The sequence below is a fragment of the Streptomyces sp. NBC_01077 genome (genome assembly GCF_045162855.1).
Classification (GTDB): Bacteria; Actinomycetota; Actinomycetes; order Streptomycetales; family Streptomycetaceae; genus Streptomyces.
Genome location: NZ_CP108669.1, coordinates 4091373 through 4107547, shown reverse-complemented (window position 1 = coordinate 4107547; position 16175 = coordinate 4091373). Strand labels below are relative to the sequence as shown.

Below are 16175 nucleotides of genomic sequence, written 5' to 3'. Positions count from 1 at the left end.
GTTACTTAACGGTAGTTAGCAAAAGTGGGAGTGAGTGAGCGTCGTGGGTTCTTCCGATTTCGACCTGTATCGGCCCTCCGAGGAGCACGACATGCTCCGGGAGTCGGTGCGTGCGCTCGCGGAGGCGAAGATCGTGCCGTTCGCCGCCGCGGTGGACGAGGAGGGCCGCTTCCCGCAGGAGGCCCTGGACGCGCTGGTCGCCAGCGACCTGCACGCCGTGCACGTCCCGGAGGCCTACGGCGGCGCGGGCGCGGACGCGCTCGCGACGGTGATCGTGATCGAGGAGGTCGCCCGCGCGTGCGGCTCCTCCTCGCTGATCCCGGCGGTCAACAAGCTGGGCTCGCTGCCGGTGATCCTGTCCGGCTCCGAGGAGCTCAAGCACAAGTACCTCGGCCCCCTGGCCAAGGGCGACGCGATGTTCTCCTACGCCCTGTCCGAGCCCGACGCGGGCTCGGACGCGGCCGGGATGAAGACCCGCGCGGTGCGTGACGGGGACTTCTGGGTCCTCAACGGCGTCAAGCGCTGGATCACCAACGCCGGCGTCTCCGAGTACTACACCGTGATGGCCGTCACCGACCCCGACAAGCGCTCCAAGGGCATCTCCGCGTTCGTCGTGGAGAAGTCCGACGAGGGCGTGTCCTTCGGCGCCCCGGAGAAGAAGCTCGGCATCAAGGGCTCCCCGACCCGCGAGGTCTACCTCGACAACGTCCGCATCCCCGCCGACCGCATGATCGGCGCCGAGGGCACCGGCTTCGCCACCGCCATGAAGACCCTCGACCACACCCGCATCACCATCGCCGCCCAGGCCATCGGCATCGCCCAGGGCGCTCTCGACTACGCCAAGGGCTACGTCAAGGAACGCAAGCAGTTCGGCAAGCCCATCGCCGACTTCCAGGGCGTCCAGTTCATGCTCGCCGACATGGCCATGAAGCTCGAAGCCGCCCGCCAGCTCACCTACGCCGCCGCGGCGAAGTCCGAGCGCGTCTCCGCCGGAGGCGACAAGGAGGACCTCACCTTCTTCGGCGCCGCCGCCAAGTGCTTCGCCTCCGACGTCGCGATGGAGGTCACCACCGACGCCGTCCAGCTCCTCGGCGGCTACGGCTACACCCGCGACTACCCCGTCGAGCGCATGATGCGCGACGCCAAGATCACCCAGATCTACGAAGGCACCAACCAGGTCCAGCGCATCGTCATGGCCCGCAACCTCCCGTAGGGGAGGCACGAGAAAGGGCGCCCCCGGACGAAGAGGGCGCCCTTTCTCGTGCGGTGACCGGGTCAGCGATCCGACTCGACGGTGACCTTCTCGTCGTTCTGGATCTGCTGCACCAGCTGCTTCACCTTCGGCATGTCCCACTTGAGGGAGTTCTGCGGCGCCTTGCCCGAGATCGGCATGTTCATCGACTTGCCGTCGCCGCTGTTGATGCCCTTCATGGCGAAGAACATCTTCCCGAGGTCGTACAGCGACATGTCCTTGTCCACGACCAGCGTGTCCAGACCGGCGCCCAGCGTCGGGTACAGCTCGAACGGGTTGAGGATCGTGCCCGGCGTCGCCGCCTGGTTGGCCAGGGCGGAGAGGAACTTCTGCTGGTTCTTCGTCCGCTGGAGGTCCGACTGGGCGAAGGCGTACCGGGTGCGGACGAAGGCCAGGGCCTGCTCGCCGTTGAGGGTCTGCGTGCCGGCCTGGAAGTCGGCGCCGGACTTCTTGTCCTTGAAGCCCTTGTCGATGTTCAGCTCGACCCCGCCGAGCGCGTCGACGATGTTCGCGAAGCCGGCGAAGCCGATCTCGGCGTAGTGGTCGATGCGGAGGCCGGTGTTGAACTCGACGGTACGGACGAGCAGCTCGGGGCCGTCCATCGCGTACGCGGCGTTCAGCTTGGAGCCGCCGCGCGCCGGGTACGACTTGCCCGACTCGGAGCCGACGAAGTTCGGGATCGTCACCCAGGAGTCACGGGGGAGCGAGACCATCGTGTTCCCGCTGGAGCAGGCCGCGAGGATCATCATCGAGTCGGTCCGCTTGCCCTCGGCGGAGCCGGTGTGGAGCTTCTTCTTCTCCTCGGCGGACATGCCCTCACGGCTGTCGGAGCCGACGATCAGATACGTCGTGCAGTCGCCCTCGGAGGGCCGCTCGATGACCTTGGAGAGGTCGACCTCGTTGCGCATCTGCGAGCTGGCCCAGGCGTAGGTGCCGATGCCCCAGGCGAGGACGCCGACGACCAGGACGATCGAGCCGACCTTGATGCGCTTGCGCCAGTTCGGGGCGGGGCGGCCGGGACCTCCGCCGCCGGGGCCCGGCGCGTACTGCGGCGGCACGGTCCCGTGCCCTCCGCCCTGCTGGCCGCCGTAGACCTGGCCCGAGCTGTAACCGGAGTCGTAACCCGAGCCCTGCGCCTGGGTGAAGTTCGGGTTGTAGCCCTGGTCGTGCCGAGGCGGCTGCTGCGGAACCTGCGGACGCTGCACATGGCTCATCCGGCGAGGTCCCTCAGGCTGGGAGTTCGCGTTGCCACGGCCGTAGCCGCCGTCTTCGGGCCAGTCATTCATGCGGACCAGTGTGCCGGGCAGGCCTTTACGCGCGACAGGCCGGGTGGAAGATCGGACCGGTGCTGTTGCCAAGCTGATGCAAAGCGGACCGAACGGCGACGGCCACGAGACCCGGCATATGGTGGAGGGCATGACAGATCAGGGCGATATCCCGGGCAAGCCCACCTCCGCCTCCCGCACCACCCTCAGCCACATCATGACCAGCCACGACACCAACCTCCTCGGTACGGTGCACGGCGGCGTGATCATGAAGCTGGTGGACGACGCGGCGGGCGCCGTCGCGGGCCGGCACTCGGGCGGACCGGCGGTCACCGCCTCGATGGACGAGATGGCCTTCCTGGAGCCGGTACGGGTGGGTGACCTGGTGCACGTGAAGGCCCAGGTCAACTGGACCGGCCGCTCGTCGATGGAGGTCGGGGTACGGGTCCTGGCGGAGCGCTGGAACGAGTCCACGCCCGCGACCCAGGTCGGCTCGGCGTACCTGGTCTTCGCCGCGGTCGACGCGGACGGCAAGCCGCGCGCGGTTCCCCAGGTCGTCCCGGAAACGGAACAGGACAAGCGCCGCAACCAGGAAGCCCAGATCCGCCGGACCCACCGCCTGGCCCGCCGCCAAGCCATCAAGGAACTCCGCGAACGCCGAGCCGCCGAAGGCTACGAGGACTAGGACGGCCTGGACGGCGCCCCCGGCCCGTTGTGGGCAATCGTTCCGCAGGGCGGAACGGGTGGGCACAACGGAACGGCGCCCTTGGCGGCGCCTCCGCCCCTTGTGCCTGAACCCCAGCCCGGCCCCCGGGTCACGGACAGACGACCCGGTCCCCGGTCACCGCCTCGAAGGGCCCCGCCCGCCCCGCATCCTCCGCCCGCACCGCCGTAACCCCCTTGTAGTCCGCCCCCACAGTCACCCGCAGAGTCCCGCCCCGCCGCGCCACCGCCCGAAGCTCCGCCCCCGGCAGTGCCGCCGCGAGGGTCTTCGCCGAGCGGTCCCAGCGCGGGTCGTACTCCACGAGCGTCCGCGCCCGCTCCTTCCCGGCCCCGGTCATCGGCGTCCGGGTGGTGTCGAAGCCGGTCCCGCGCAGCGCGTCGTCGACCTTCCGGCCGAGCCCGTCGGTCCGGGTCCCGTTGTAGACCTGCACCCGCACGGTCCGCGGCGCCACATCCACCACGACGGCCTTCGGCGCCTTGGCCGAGGACGAGGACGAGGAGGAGGCCGAGGACGACGCAGGCGCCAACGGCCGATCCTCCCGCAACGCCTGGAACAGCTTCTGCGCCTTCGCCGCGTCCCACTTCACCGTCGACCCGATCCCCTTCACGGGGAAGCTCATGTCCCCGATCGGCACGGACACGAACTCCGACGACGCCGGCGTGAAGCCGCGCATCGCCTTGGAGAGGGCGAGCAGCTGATCCGTACCGAAGTCCTCGTCGGCCCGGACGGAGCTCAGCATCGTCGTGGCGACCTCACGGAACCGCACCGGGTTGAACAGCACCCCGCCGCTCGTGATCCGCTCGATCAGCGCCGCCAGGAACCGCTGCTGCCGCTGCATCCGCCCGATGTCGGCGGCCCCGTCGATGTGCCGGGACCGCACGTACTGCAGCGCCTGCCCGCCGTCCAGCTCGTGGGTGCCGGCCGTCAGGTCCAGCCCGGTGTGTGAGTCCTTGACCGGCCGGGTCGTACAGATCTGCACCCCGCCGACCGCGTCCACCGTCCGCATGAAACTGGCGAAGTCGACCTCCAGGTAGTGGTCGATCTTGACGCCGGTCATCGACTCGACGGTCCGTACGGTCAGCGAGGGCCCGCCCTCCGCGTACGCCGCGTTCAGCTTCACCGGATGCGCGTGGTGCTTCTTTCCACTGGTCAGATCGGTGTGCTCGGGCATCTCGGCGTACGAGTCACGGGGCAGGCTCACCACGCTGGCCCGCTCCCGGTCCTCCGAGATGTGGACGAGCATGACGGTGTCGGTGCAGTGGCAGGGCGCGCCGCCGAGCCGGTACTTCGCCCTCTCCTCGGGGGTGATCCGGTCCCGGCCGTCGGTGCCGACGACGAGGACGTTCATCCCGTGCCCGGCCTGGGGCCGGTTCTTCATGTCCTTGAAGGGGTCGACCCGGGTGATCCCGGTGTCCAGGCCGGTCACCACGGCGTGCCCGATCCCGCCCGCCGCGAGCACCGTCACGGAGAGCGCCGTCGCCATCCGCATCCCCCACCGGGGGCGCCTGCGCCGCCGGCGGACCGGTACGGCACGGGCGGTGGGCCGGGGACGGGGCGTGCGGGGCGGTGTGGGCACGGACGGACACCTCCGCGGGTGTGACAAAGGGAACCGTGAGCACGGTAGGCCCATACGATCAGCGCAAGGCAGCACCACCCGGGCGGCGCGCCCGCTGTCCCCCGTTCGCGGTAACGTGGCGGGCAATGAACGCCACGCCCCCCGTCTCCGTGATCATGCCGGTCCTCAACGAGGAGCGGTATCTGCGCACCTCGGTTCGTCACATCCTGGAGCAGGAGTACGACGGCGAGATGGAGGTGGTGATCGCGCTCGGCCCGTCCACGGACCGCACCGACGAGATCGCCGCCGAACTCGTCCGTGAGACCGCCTCCGAACGAGCCCGCGTCAAGACCGTGCCGAACCCCACGGGCCGTACGCCCGCCGCGCTCAACGCGGCGATCAAGGCCTCGCGTCACCCGATCGTGGTGCGCGTGGACGGTCACGGCATGCTCTCCCCGAACTACATCGCCACGGCCGTCCGGCTCCTGGAGGAGACCGGCGCGCAGAACGTCGGCGGTGTCATGCACGCCGAGGGGGAGAACGCCTGGGAGGACGCGGTCGCCGCCGCGATGACCTCGAAGATCGGCGTGGGCAACGCCGCCTTCCACACGGGCGGCGAGGCGGGCCCCGCCGAGACCGTGTACCTGGGTGTCTTCCGGCGCGAGGCGCTCGAACAGCAGGACGGCTACAACGTGGAGTTCATCCGCGCCCAGGACTGGGAGCTGAACTTCCGCATCCGCGAGGCCGGCGGCCTGATCTGGTTCTCGCCGGAGCTGCGCGTCCAGTACCGCCCGAGGCCGTCCGTGAAGGCCCTCGCGAAGCAGTACAAGGACTACGGCCGCTGGCGCCACGTCGTGGCCCGCTACCACGAGGGCTCCATCAACCTCCGCTACCTGGCCCCGCCGACCGCCGTGTGCGCCATCGCCGCCGGCCTGGTCGTGGGCGCCGTCCTCACCCCGCTCGGCTTCGTGATCCCGGCCGGCTACCTCGCCGCGATCACGGCCGGCTCGCTGCCCGCCGGCAAGGGCCTCTCGCTCAAGGCCCGCCTGCAGATCCCGGTGGCCCTCGCGACGATGCACATGTCGTGGGGATACGGCTTCCTGACGAGCCCCCGCTCCCTGGCGAAGAAGGTCATCGCGAGCCGCCGCCCGGCCGTGAAGACCGGCGAGACCGAGTCGGTCTGACGACTCCCGTACGAGAACGGCGGCCGGGTCCCTTTCGGGGCCCGGCCGCCGTTCTCGTACGCGGGGGAGGGGTCAGCTCTTCCCGTCCCACTTGTAGACGGAGTAGACGTCCATGCAGGCCGCCTTGTCGTCGGCGCCCTCGGGCAGGTCGCCCGCGACGGCCGTCGGCCTCTTGTACACGGTGCCCTCGCGCCAGTCCGCTCCGACGACGAGGGCGATGCCCTCGGCCTTGGCGTCGGCCCGGACCTTGGCGTCGGGCAGCCCGAGGGCCTTCGCCACGGACAGGGCGTTCGCCTTGCCCTGGTCGCCGGCGTCCTTCGGGTACAGGACGACCGTGTCCTCGCGGGGCTGCGCCTCCCTGGAGGACTCGGCCTGCGTGAAGCCCTTGCCCGTGAGGACCGCGGTGATGTCCTTGGCGCGGCCCTCGACGGGCGCCTCGTCGGTGCCCGCGGTGCCGTTGGCGACGGTCACGGCGAAGGAGCCCGGGGCCTCGGCGGCCGTCTTCGGCTTCGCGGAGGCCGAGGGCTTCGGCTTGGTGCCGGCCTTGTCGCCGTTCTTGTCGAAGGCGACGTCGTCACGGAGCATCGACCACATCTTGGCGGCGGAGGACGGGACGAGTTGGAGCCAGGCCTTGGGGTTCGGCGGGTACTCGGAGGTCGGGACCGTGGCCGTCGTGAGGCGGTCGAGCTTGACGTTCTTCAGCTGCATCGACAGGTCGAAGAGCTTTGCCACGGTCTTCAGCTCGTCGGAGACCTGGAGGGCACGCGTGGCCGTCTCGGCAAGACCCATCAGGCGACCGGTGTCGCTCCAGGCGTTCTGGCCCTGGAGCTTCTTCATCATCCCGTTCATGTACATGTGCTGGGCCTTGGCGCGGTTCTGGTCGCTGCCGAACGCGTGCCGGGTGCGCAGCCATTGGAGGGCCTTCTCACCCTTGACGTCGGTGGTGCCCTTCTGCAGTTTCAGCTGGGAACCGCCCGGTGCCGCCCGGGTCGACCTGTCGTAGACGGCGTCGCTCACACAGACCGGAACACCCCCGACCTCGTCGGCCATCGCCACGACACCGGCGAAGTCGACCATCAGCCAGTGGTCGATGTAGACGCCGGTGAGGCTCTCCCAGGTGGTGAGGGTGCAGCCGGGGCCGCCGCGCTGGAGGCTCTCGTTGATCGGCCGGTTGTCCGTGGCCGCGTAGGGCGTGCCGTCCTCGCCCTTGCATGCGGGGATGTGGACGACCGTGTCGCGCGGGATGGAGATGATCGAGGCGTTCTCGCGGTCCGCCGAGACGTGCAGCAGCATCTGTACGTCGGCGAGCGGCGGGCGGTCCTTGTCGTTCCGGCCGCCGCCCAGGGCGATGTTCTTCTCGTCCGCCCGGCTGTCGGATCCGATCAGCAGGATGTTCAGCGGGGTGTCGCCCAGCGCGTTCGGCGGGGCCTTCTTCACACCGCTCTCACCGCCCGCGCGGCCGCCGCTGCGGATGTTGCCGTTCAGGTGCTCGTAGTACAGGTATCCGGCGCCGGCCGTGCCGAGTATCAGCACCGACAGCGTGATCGCGATCCAACGCAGCGCCTTGCGCTTGCCGGCCTTCTTGGCGCGCCGGCGGGAGCCGCCACGGCGGTGGCCCGTCCGTCCGTCGGCGCCGCCACCGCTGCCGTTTCCGGTGCCGCGCCGGCGCTCGGCGCGGGTCGTGGCACCGGAAGCCCCGGTCCCCTCGGTCTCCTCGGGAGCGTCGGCCCCGGCGCCGGTGGCGGCACCGGCGTCGTACAGCTCGTCGTCCCAGCCCAGTTCACGGGCGCGCGGAACGCGTCCACGCGTTCCCTCCCCACGCACGCTGTTCTGTCCCACCCCAGGTCCCCTCGTCAGTCAGGAGTGCGTCAAGTCCCGATGTTTCCGGACTACTTGGCGCACACCTGCTTGTCAGCTTCTACCTTCTCGACGTCCGGCGCCTTCGCCGGACCGGTGATGGGCACCCCCGCGCCCTTGAAGTCGGCGCCGAGGACGAGCGTCATGGGCTCGCGTTCCCCTGCGTTCTGCGTGCCCGGCTTGAGCGCCGTGGCGGGCAGCCCCATCATGTCCGCGAGTGTGCGGGCCTGATCGGCCTGGTTCGGTGCGTAGGTGAGCGTGGTCTTCGCCGCCTTCTCGGGGGCGTTGCTCTTGTTGGTGGAGCGGGTCACGCCCTGGTCGTTCTGCAGCCAGTTGATGGTCGACTGGGCCGCGCCCTGGATGCCACTGCCGTTGAAGACGTCGACGCGTACGTCGACGGCCTCGGCGCGTGCGCCCTTGAGGAGCGCGGCCTGCGCCTGTGTCTGGGCGTTCTTGGCGTCCTGCTGCTTCTTCTTCACCTCGGTGAGCGAGGTGTCGGCCTGCATCGCGGCGAAGAGCTGCGGTGCCTGCGTCGGATGCGGCACCACGGTGATCGGCTTGGGCTCGTCCGGGTTGTCGATGACCGGGAGGGTCGCGAACGCGATGTTCTTCGTGTCGATCCCGGAGAGCTCCTTGGCCAGGTCCTGGAGCTTGCCGAGGGACCCTATGCCCTTGTCGACGGTGAGCGCGTTCGTGGCCGCCTCGGCGAGGTCGTACAGCTTCGTCGGGCTGGTGAGCGTCTCGTCCGACTTCATCTGCCGGATCATCGAGCCGAGGAACTGCTGCTGGACCTTGATCCGGTCCAGGTCGCTCTTGTTGCCGAAGCTGGAGCGGGTACGGACGAAGGCGAGCGCCTTCTCCCCCTCGATGACCGACTCGCCGGCCGGCAGCTTCAGGTGCGACTTGGGGTCGTCCACCGGCTTCTCGACGCAGACCTTCACGCCGCCGACGGCCGTGGTCAGTTCCTTGACGGCGTTGAAGTCGACCATCATGAAGTGGTTGACGGTCAGGCCGGTCAGTTCCTTGACCGTACGCATGGTGCATCCGGGGTCGCGGCCGTCCTGGCCGAGGCTCACGTTGAAGCGGGCCTTCTGCTGGCCGGGGATCGTCAGGATCTGACCGTCGGGCTGCCGCGTCTGGCACTCCGGGATCGTCGTCACCAGGTCGCGCGGGATGGAGAGCGCCGTGGCGTTCGTCCGGTCCTTGGAGACGTGGAAGAGGATCGTGGTGTCCGCGTGGCCGGGGCTGTTGTTGTCGCCGTAGCCCGAGTTGCCCTCGCCGGTCCGCTTGTCGGTGCCGATGATCAGGACGTTGAACGCCTCGCCCTCGCGGAAGCCCTTGTTCTCGGCGCCCACGGGGTCGACGACGTCGATGTTCCCGTCGAGCTTGTTGTAGAGCAGGTACGCGCCGGTCGCACCGCCGACGAGGACGAAGGCCATCGTGCCGCCGGTCCACAGCAGGACCTTCTTCTTGCGGGACGCGCCCTGCTTGCGCTTGCGGCGGCTCGCGGGCGACTGCTGTCCGCCGCCCGGCTCGGAGACCCGCCGCTGGCGCTGGCCGGGTACGGGTGCGTCGACGGGGGTGTCGGCGGGCGCGGGCGCGGGAACGGTGGATCTACGGGGCCTGGACGGTGCTTGCGGCTGCCCAGCGGAGTGGTCCAGTCGCAGTTCGTAGTTGCCCGTCTGCGGGTTGAGCACCCACTGGTCGGCGGGGTCGATCTCCTCCGCCCGTCCACGGCTGTGCGCGTCCACGGTTACTCGAGTCCTCCGTCGGTGCCACGCGAGGCGCCTCCCCCAGTGGGCGCCGCTCTCTCGGTCGTTCGATCCTTGATGGGTGCGACCACGCGGTCGGGGTGCACCGGATCGCGTCACACTATCCGCCCAGTTCAGTGTGGGGCGACGCGCGTGACAAACTCCACGCCGCTTACAACCGGGCAATTTGCTCAAACCTCATCGCTCCCAGCCCTCCCCTTGGTGTGCCCTTTACCCACCGCCCCCGCGGCGCGTTCCGGAGGCCGTTCTAGGTGCACACTCCTTCCGCCGCGTTCCGCCCCGTGAAGGTGGGGGTGACGGAGGGCGCCGGGCTGTCCGCGTCGTCGGGCTTGCCGTCCGCCCCGTTCCCGTTCGTCTGCGCCCCGTCCTTCTTCTCGTCGCCGGGGGTCACCACGACGGCCCTGTCCTCCCGTAGCTGCTTGAAGAGTTGACTCGCCGCCGGCTGTACCAGTTCGTCCCGGTTCGCGTCGTATCGGTACGAGCGGCGGGGGACCGTGAGGAACTGCACCTTCTCGGTCGGCACGGCCCGCATCGAGCGCGCGAGGTCGTACAGGTCCCGCAGCGAGTCGAGCCCCGGGTCGGTCGTGATCGCCTTGGTGGCCGCGTCCAGGACCGGATAGAGCTTGGTCGGGTTCAGCAGCACCCCGTCGCTCTGCACCTTGTTGACCAGGGCGCCGAGGAACTGCTGCTGGCGGTCCATGCGTTCCGTGTCGCTGCCGTTGCCGATCGACTTCCGGGCCCGTACGAAGCCGAGGGCCTGCTCCCCGTGGAGCGTCTGGCGGCCCGCGGGCAGCTTCAGCTTCGCGTCGGGATCGTTCACCGGCTCCTTGAGGCAGACCTCCACGCCGTCGACGGCGTCCACCATCTTCTTGAAGCCCCGGAAGTCGATCACCATGTGGTGGTCCACCCGGATCCCGGTCAGCTTCTCGACGGTACGGATCGTGCACGCCGCCCCGCCGAACTCGAAGGCCCAGTTGAACTGCGCGAACTGCTCACGGGTCCGGGTCCCGTCGGCCTTGCGGCAGCTCGGGATCGTCACCATCAGGTCGCGGGGGAGGGAGACGGCGGTCGCGCTCTTCTTCCCCGCCGACAGGTGCAGCAGGATCGTCGTGTCGGAGCGCTGGGTGCCCTTGTCCTTGCCGTACTTGCGGTTCCCCGCGCCGGCCCGGGTGTCCGAGCCGATGAGCAGGATGTTGCGGGCGGCCGAGACGACGGCCGCCGGGCGCTCCTTCTCGTACTTCTGGAGCTCGGCGGCGGCGGTGGTGTCCGTGGTGATGTTGCCGTCGAGCTTGCGGTAGAACCACCAGCCGACCCCGGCCGCGGCCAGCACCACGACCGAGACGCCGAGTGCCGTCCACCGCAGCCAGTGGCGGCGTCGGCGCGGCTCCTCCGGAGCCCCGGGAGCCGTGCCCTCCGTCGCGGAGGGATCCGGTTCGGCGGGTGTGCCCGCACGGTCCGTCACGTCTGAGTCCGTCCTTCATGGCGTCGGCGGCGCGCCGGGCGGCAGCCGGTCGTAGAAGGAGACGGCCGAACCCCACGCATGGTTGTGCGGAAGGAGTCGACTCCCCCCGGCCGATCATGTACCGGACGGGGCGCAGGGACCCGGGGACTCGGCGCGGCGTTGGGCCGAAAGGGGGTCCTGGCGGTCATCCGGCGCCCGGGTCGGCGGGGGCTGAGGCCGGATGAGTCTGAACGGACGCTCGGCCGAGGCGGGTGGGCGCCCGCGGGCCGGGACGGGATGAGGCGTGTTCGGCGGTTGTGGTTCAGGCCGCGGTGGTCGTCACTCGTTCGCTCTCCACGCGCTTGGCGAGGGACTCGGGAGCCAGCTGGTCCAGGTTCCGGCAGAGGACCACGGAGCCGCCGGCCGCGAGGGGTGCGTACAGGCCCGTCGAGAGGCCCTTCCAGTCCTCGTACCCGAGTCCGGAGAGCAGCCGGGCGCCGGGCGTGAGGCCGAGTGCCTCCGCGTCCGCCCGTGCCTGCTCGACGAGCTGTGCGCCGCTGCGCTCCGTACCGTCGACGACGAGTGCGGGCTCGGCCGGATCGACCGGCACGAACGGGGCGAACCGGTCGCCCTGGCTCGGCACCTCGACCGCGTAGTCCGCGTACCCGGCGGGCACGGCCGGGAAGCGGCGGCCCAGCGGGGCCAGGGAGAGCGCGATCCGCTCCCCGGAACAGGCGAGACCCGCTTCGAGCGTCTCCGGCCCCGCGACCACGAGGTCCGCGTCCGCCGGGTCGCCGCCGACCTCCACGGCCACCCCGACGGACGAGCAGGCGAGCAGCCAGACGGCGGTCTGCCAGTGCGCGGGCAGCAGCAGCGCGAGCCGGTCGCCGGGCGCGGCGGACAGTTCGCCCTGGAGCAGGTTCGCCGTCTTGGCCACCCAATTGGCGAAGGTGGCGACGGACAATTCCACCCGCTCACCGGTGGCGTCGTCGTAGAAGGTGACCAAGGGGCGGGCGGGGTCCGCGGCGAGCGCGGATCGCAGCAGGTCGGCGGGGGTGCGGTCGCTGGCGTTCACGCCGGACAGCGTACGCGCGCCGCCGCACGGGGGTCCGCCGTACCGGTGACGCCGTCCACCGGTCGGCCCGACGGGGAGTCAGTTTCCGGGCGGGTTCCCGGCGCGCGGAACGGCCCCGGGGTACGCACGATCGGCCCATGATGCGTGCCTCACTCGCCTCCTCGATCGCCGTCACCTGCGCGGCGGCCCTCGCCCTGCCGGTCTCTCTTGCCGCACCCGTGGCGGCCGCGGTGCCTTCGGCGCTCGGGCTGCCACCGGCGGCCTCCGCACAGCCACCCGCGCCCGAACTGCCAGGCGCCACCCAGTCCCTGCCACTGGGGCCACTGGACGGCACCGACCGGGCCCTGGGCGGCGGGGCGGACGACGCCGGCGTACAGGGACTCACCCGACGCGACGTCAGGCCCTTCTCGCTCGTCGGCGTCGTGTGGGACGACCCGGCGGCCGCCCTGCACGGCGTCGTGCAGGTCCGCACCCGGGCCACCGGCGGCGGTGCCTGGTCCGAGTGGCAGGACGTGGAGACCCACAACGAGGAGCACGGCGCCGACCCGGACACCGCGGAGGGTCACGGGCGGGCGCTCAAGGGCTCCACGGCCCCGCTGTGGGTGGGCGACTCGGACGGCGTGGAGATCCGCGTACGGGGGGAGGAATCGCTCCCCACGGGCCTGCGGCTCGAACTGGTCGACCCGGGCGAGGCCCCGACGGAGACCACGGCGGAGATGACGCCCACGACGCCCACGACGGCGATGACGCCCACCACCGTGACCGCGCCCGCGACGCCCGCGCCCGAGACGCGTACGGCGGCGGCCTCACTGGCCCTGGCCGGTCTGAGCGCCGCGGAGGCGGCCGTCAGCGGCGTCAACGCCCAGCTGGCCCCGTACGGTGCGGCCTGGATCCCGGCCCTGTCGAAGGAAGCGACGGAGATCACGCTCCCGTACATGCCGAGGTCGCAGGAGGTGAAGGCGCCCGCCGAGGCTCAGGCCCCCGCCGAGGTTCAGGCGGCCCCGGCCGCGGCGAAGCCGTACATCGGCCCCCGTCCCAAGATCATCACCCGTAAGGGCTGGGGCGCCGACGAGCGCATCCGCGAGAAGGGCTTCGTCTACACCAAGAGCATCAAGGCCGCCTTCGTGCACCACAGCGCCACCGGCAACAACTACACCTGCGCCCAGGCCCCCTCCGTTCTGCGCAGTATCTACCGCTACCACGTCCAGAGCAGTGGATGGCGAGACTTCGGCTACAACTTCGCCGTCGACAAGTGCGGAAACATCTACGAAGGACGTGCGGGGGGCGTGGCCAAGCCCGTCCTCGGCGCGCACACCCTCGGCTTCAACACCAACAGCATGGGCATCGCCGTCCTCGGCACGTTCACGAAGAGCGCCCCGCCGGCCGCCGTGGTGACCGCCGTCGCCCGTCTGACGGCCTGGAAGCTCGGGCTGCACGGGGTGAACCCGAAGGGCGCCGCGTATCTCGTCTCAGGCGGCGGAAACCTGTACAAGAAGGGCAGTACGGTCAAGTTCAACGCCATCGCGGGACACCGTGACGGATTCGCCACGGAGTGCCCCGGCGCACGGCTGTACGGCAAGCTCGGAACGGCCCGCGCGAGCTCGGCGAAGTACCAGGGAAGGAGCTGATGGGGTCATCGGGGCAACGATCTGCCTAAACTGACCGGTCATATCGCACGGACGACCGAGACGGGCGAGCCGACCGGCCCCGAACAGGAAGCAGAGACGACAAGGTGACTGAAGCGATCCTCCTGGTCGGTGGCAAGGGAACAAGGCTGCGACCGCTCACGGTCAACACGCCCAAGCCCATGGTCCCGGCAGCAGGCGTCCCCTTCCTGACGCACCAGCTGGCCCGCGCCCGCGCCGCCGGCGTCGAGCACATCGTGCTCGCCACCTCGTACCTGGCCGAGGTCTTCGAGCCGCACTTCGGTGACGGCTCGTCCCTCGGCCTGAGCCTGGAGTACGTCACCGAGGAGGAGCCGCTGGGCACCGGCGGCGCGATACGCAACGTGGCCTCGCGGCTGCACTCGGGCCCCGACGACCCGGTCCTGATCTTCAACGGGGACATCCTGACGGGCCTCGACATCCAGGCCCTCGTCGCCACCCACTCCTCCTCCGGCGCGGACGTCTCGCTCCACCTCACGCGGGTCGACGACCCGCGGGCCTTCGGTCTGGTCCCCACGGACTCCACCGGCCGCGTCACGGCCTTCCTGGAGAAGCCGCAGACGCCCGAGGAGATCGTCACCGACCAGATCAACGCGGGCGCGTACGTGTTCCGGCGCTCGGTCATCGACACGATCCCCGCCGGCCGCCCCGTCTCGGTCGAGCGGGAGACCTTCCCCGAGCTCCTCGCCTCCGGCGCGCACCTCCAGGGCATGGTCGACTCCACGTACTGGCTGGACCTCGGCACCCCGCAGGCCTTCGTCCGCGGCTCAGCCGACCTGGTCCTGGGCCGCGCACCCTCCCCGGCCGTCCCGGGCCGCTGCGGCGACCGCCTGGTCCTGCCGTCGGCGCGTGTCGCCCCGGACGCCAAGCTGACCGGCGGCACGGTCGTCGGCGCGGACGCGGTGGTCGGCGAGGGCGCCCGCATCACGGGCTCCACGCTCCTGGCCGGCGCGGTCGTCGAACCCGGCGCGGTGATCACCGACTCCCTGATCGGCGCGGGCGCCCGCATCGGCGCCCGCACGGTCCTGACGGGCGCGGTCATAGGCGACGGCGCCCAGGTGGGCCCCGACAACGAACTCCGCGACGGCATAAGAATCTGGTGCGAAGCCACCCTCCCCGCAGGAGCGGTCCGCTTCTCCTCGGACCAGTAACCAGCACGCCGGGACGTATGCCCGCCCGGTTGTGGGCATACGTCCGCCAAGGCGGAACGGGTGGGCACAGCCCCTCAGGGCGCCGCCCGCTCCCCGCGCCGCCCGCTCCCCGCGCGCCCACCCACAGGGCTCGCACGCACGCACGCCCCCGGGATCCGCACGACCCCGCCCCCGGCGCACCCGCCCGGCTACGCTCGTATCCATGGCCGGCCGCTTCGTACCCGAACCCACGCGCACGACGACGCGCGGCGGCCACGTCCCCGTACCCGTGACGGAAGACGCTCCGCTGGACCTCGGCCTCACCCTCGGCCCCCTCCGCCGCGGCCCCGCCGACCCCACCTTCCGCGTGACCCCCGACGGCTCCGTCTGGCGGGCCAGCCGCACCCCCGACGGCCCCGGCACCCTCCGGGTGGCCGTCCGCGACGGCCAGGTCGCGGCCGAGGCCTGGGGCGCGGGCGCGACCTGGCTCCGGGAGAACCTCCCCGCGCTGCTCGGAGCCGAGGACGACCCCACCGCCTTCGTCCCCCGCCACAAGCTGGTCCTGGCGACCCACCGTCGCCGCCCGGGCCTCCGCCTGACCCGTACGGGCCTGGTCCTCGAGTCGCTGATCCCGACGGTCCTGGAGCAGAAGGTCACGACGACCGAGGCCTACGGGGCCTGGCGGCTGCTCGTACGGAAGTTCGGGGAGCCCGCGCCGGGCCCGGCCCCCGAGGGGATGTACGTGATGCCGGACGCCCGCACGTGGACGCAGATCCCGTCCTGGGAGTGGCACCGCGCGAACGTCGACGGCAAACGCTCGGCGGCGATCGTCCGCGCGGCCCGCGTGGCGGCCCGCCTGGAGGAGGCCGTTCACATGGACCCGCCGGCGGCCCGCGTGCGCCTGGAACTGATCCCCGGCATCGGCCCCTGGACGAGCGCGGAGACGATCCAGCGCAGCAACGGCGCCCCCGACGAGGTCACCACCGGCGACCTCCACCTCCCCGGCATCGTCGGCTGGGCCCTCGCGGGCGACCGTACGACCGACGACGAGGCGATGCTGGACCTCCTGGCCCCCTACGCGGGCCAACGCCACCGAGCGGCCCGCCTGATCCTCCTCAGCGGCCGCGTACCGCCCCGCAGGGCACCCCGCATGACCCCGGGCAACATCACGGCGCTCTGATCGGGCCCCTCCACAGCAAGGCCCCACCACGACAAGGCCCCACCACGACAAGGCGCCACAGAGGCTCACCGCACCA

Annotated in this window: 12 protein-coding genes; 6 read left to right on the top strand and 6 right to left on the bottom strand. The window is 71.0% G+C overall.

Translation table 11 applies throughout. The annotated features are described in order from the left end of the window. The first annotated feature begins 34 nt into the window (after nucleotides 1-34). Entirely contained in the window at nucleotides 35-1213 is a 1179-nt protein-coding gene (locus OG462_RS18270; protein WP_406058836.1) for an acyl-CoA dehydrogenase family protein, read from the top strand. Nucleotides 1214-1275: 62 nt separating this feature from the next. Here OG462_RS18270 and OG462_RS18265 read toward each other — a convergent pair whose 3' ends face one another. Beyond that, nucleotides 1276-2538, bottom strand: coding sequence for an LCP family protein (locus OG462_RS18265; protein ID WP_406058834.1), 1263 nt, complete (start codon nucleotides 2536-2538; stop codon nucleotides 1276-1278). A gap of 130 nt (nucleotides 2539-2668) precedes the next feature. Here OG462_RS18265 and OG462_RS18260 point away from each other — a divergent pair, with 130 nt between their 5' ends. Beyond that, complete coding sequence (locus OG462_RS18260) at nucleotides 2669-3202, top strand: acyl-CoA thioesterase (RefSeq protein ID WP_406058832.1); 534 nt, start codon at nucleotides 2669-2671, stop codon at nucleotides 3200-3202. Between the two features lie 130 nt (nucleotides 3203-3332). On the opposite strand, the gene OG462_RS18255 is transcribed toward OG462_RS18260, so the two are convergent. Further along, nucleotides 3333-4730 carry an LCP family protein gene (locus OG462_RS18255; RefSeq protein ID WP_406066589.1) on the bottom strand — a complete coding sequence of 466 codons (1398 nt, stop codon included), beginning with the start codon at nucleotides 4728-4730 and terminating at the stop codon, nucleotides 3333-3335. Between the two features lie 212 nt (nucleotides 4731-4942). Between OG462_RS18255 and OG462_RS18250 the strand changes: the two genes are divergently transcribed. Further along, nucleotides 4943-5980: a glycosyltransferase family 2 protein gene (locus OG462_RS18250; RefSeq protein WP_406058830.1), complete on the top strand. Its 1038-nt coding sequence runs from the start codon at nucleotides 4943-4945 to the stop codon at nucleotides 5978-5980. Nucleotides 5981-6052: 72 nt separating this feature from the next. On the opposite strand, the gene OG462_RS18245 is transcribed toward OG462_RS18250, so the two are convergent. From OG462_RS18245 to OG462_RS18230, 4 genes are all read right to left on the bottom strand, one after another. Then, a complete protein-coding gene (locus tag OG462_RS18245) occupies nucleotides 6053-7819 on the bottom strand; it encodes an LCP family protein (RefSeq protein WP_406058828.1) in 1767 nt (588 codons plus the stop codon). A 50-nt stretch (nucleotides 7820-7869) separates the two neighbouring features. Continuing rightward, nucleotides 7870-9588 carry an LCP family protein gene (locus OG462_RS18240; RefSeq protein WP_406058826.1) on the bottom strand — a complete coding sequence of 573 codons (1719 nt, stop codon included), beginning with the start codon at nucleotides 9586-9588 and terminating at the stop codon, nucleotides 7870-7872. Nucleotides 9589-9856: 268 nt separating this feature from the next. After that, the gene (locus OG462_RS18235) at nucleotides 9857-11071 is read right to left on the bottom strand and encodes an LCP family protein (RefSeq protein WP_406058824.1); all 1215 of its coding nucleotides are present in this window, start codon (nucleotides 11069-11071) and stop codon (nucleotides 9857-9859) included. Nucleotides 11072-11372: 301 nt separating this feature from the next. After that, nucleotides 11373-12125, bottom strand: coding sequence for a TIGR03089 family protein (locus OG462_RS18230; protein WP_406058822.1), 753 nt, complete (start codon nucleotides 12123-12125; stop codon nucleotides 11373-11375). Nucleotides 12126-12265: 140 nt separating this feature from the next. On the opposite strand from OG462_RS18230, the gene OG462_RS18225 reads away from it, so the two are divergent. The 3 genes from OG462_RS18225 to OG462_RS18215 all read left to right on the top strand — a co-directional run bounded on the left by OG462_RS18225 (nucleotide 12266) and on the right by OG462_RS18215 (nucleotide 16099). Next, complete coding sequence (locus tag OG462_RS18225; protein ID WP_406066587.1) at nucleotides 12266-13753, top strand: peptidoglycan recognition protein; 1488 nt, start codon at nucleotides 12266-12268, stop codon at nucleotides 13751-13753. 104 nt (nucleotides 13754-13857) lie between these two features. Next, nucleotides 13858-14940: a sugar phosphate nucleotidyltransferase gene (locus OG462_RS18220; RefSeq protein ID WP_406058820.1), complete on the top strand. Its 1083-nt coding sequence runs from the start codon at nucleotides 13858-13860 to the stop codon at nucleotides 14938-14940. 202 nt (nucleotides 14941-15142) lie between these two features. Continuing rightward, nucleotides 15143-16099 carry a DNA-3-methyladenine glycosylase family protein gene (locus tag OG462_RS18215; RefSeq protein WP_406058818.1) on the top strand — a complete coding sequence of 319 codons (957 nt, stop codon included), beginning with the start codon at nucleotides 15143-15145 and terminating at the stop codon, nucleotides 16097-16099. The last annotated feature ends 76 nt before the right edge of the window (nucleotides 16100-16175 follow it).

Bases quoted from the DNA above. Each gene is read 5' to 3' on its own strand.
- OG462_RS18255 (WP_406066589.1), bottom strand. From the start codon at position 4,730: ATGCGGATGGCGACGGCGCTCTCCGTGACGGTGCTCGCGGCGGGCGGG.
- OG462_RS18225 (WP_406066587.1), top strand. From the start codon at position 12,266: ATGCGTGCCTCACTCGCCTCCTCGATCGCCGTCACCTGCGCGGCGGCC.
- OG462_RS18250 (WP_406058830.1), top strand. From the start codon at position 4,943: ATGAACGCCACGCCCCCCGTCTCCGTGATCATGCCGGTCCTCAACGAG.
- OG462_RS18260 (WP_406058832.1), top strand. From the start codon at position 2,669: ATGACAGATCAGGGCGATATCCCGGGCAAGCCCACCTCCGCCTCCCGC.
- OG462_RS18215 (WP_406058818.1), top strand. From the start codon at position 15,143: ATGGCCGGCCGCTTCGTACCCGAACCCACGCGCACGACGACGCGCGGC.
- OG462_RS18265 (WP_406058834.1), bottom strand. From the start codon at position 2,538: ATGAATGACTGGCCCGAAGACGGCGGCTACGGCCGTGGCAACGCGAAC.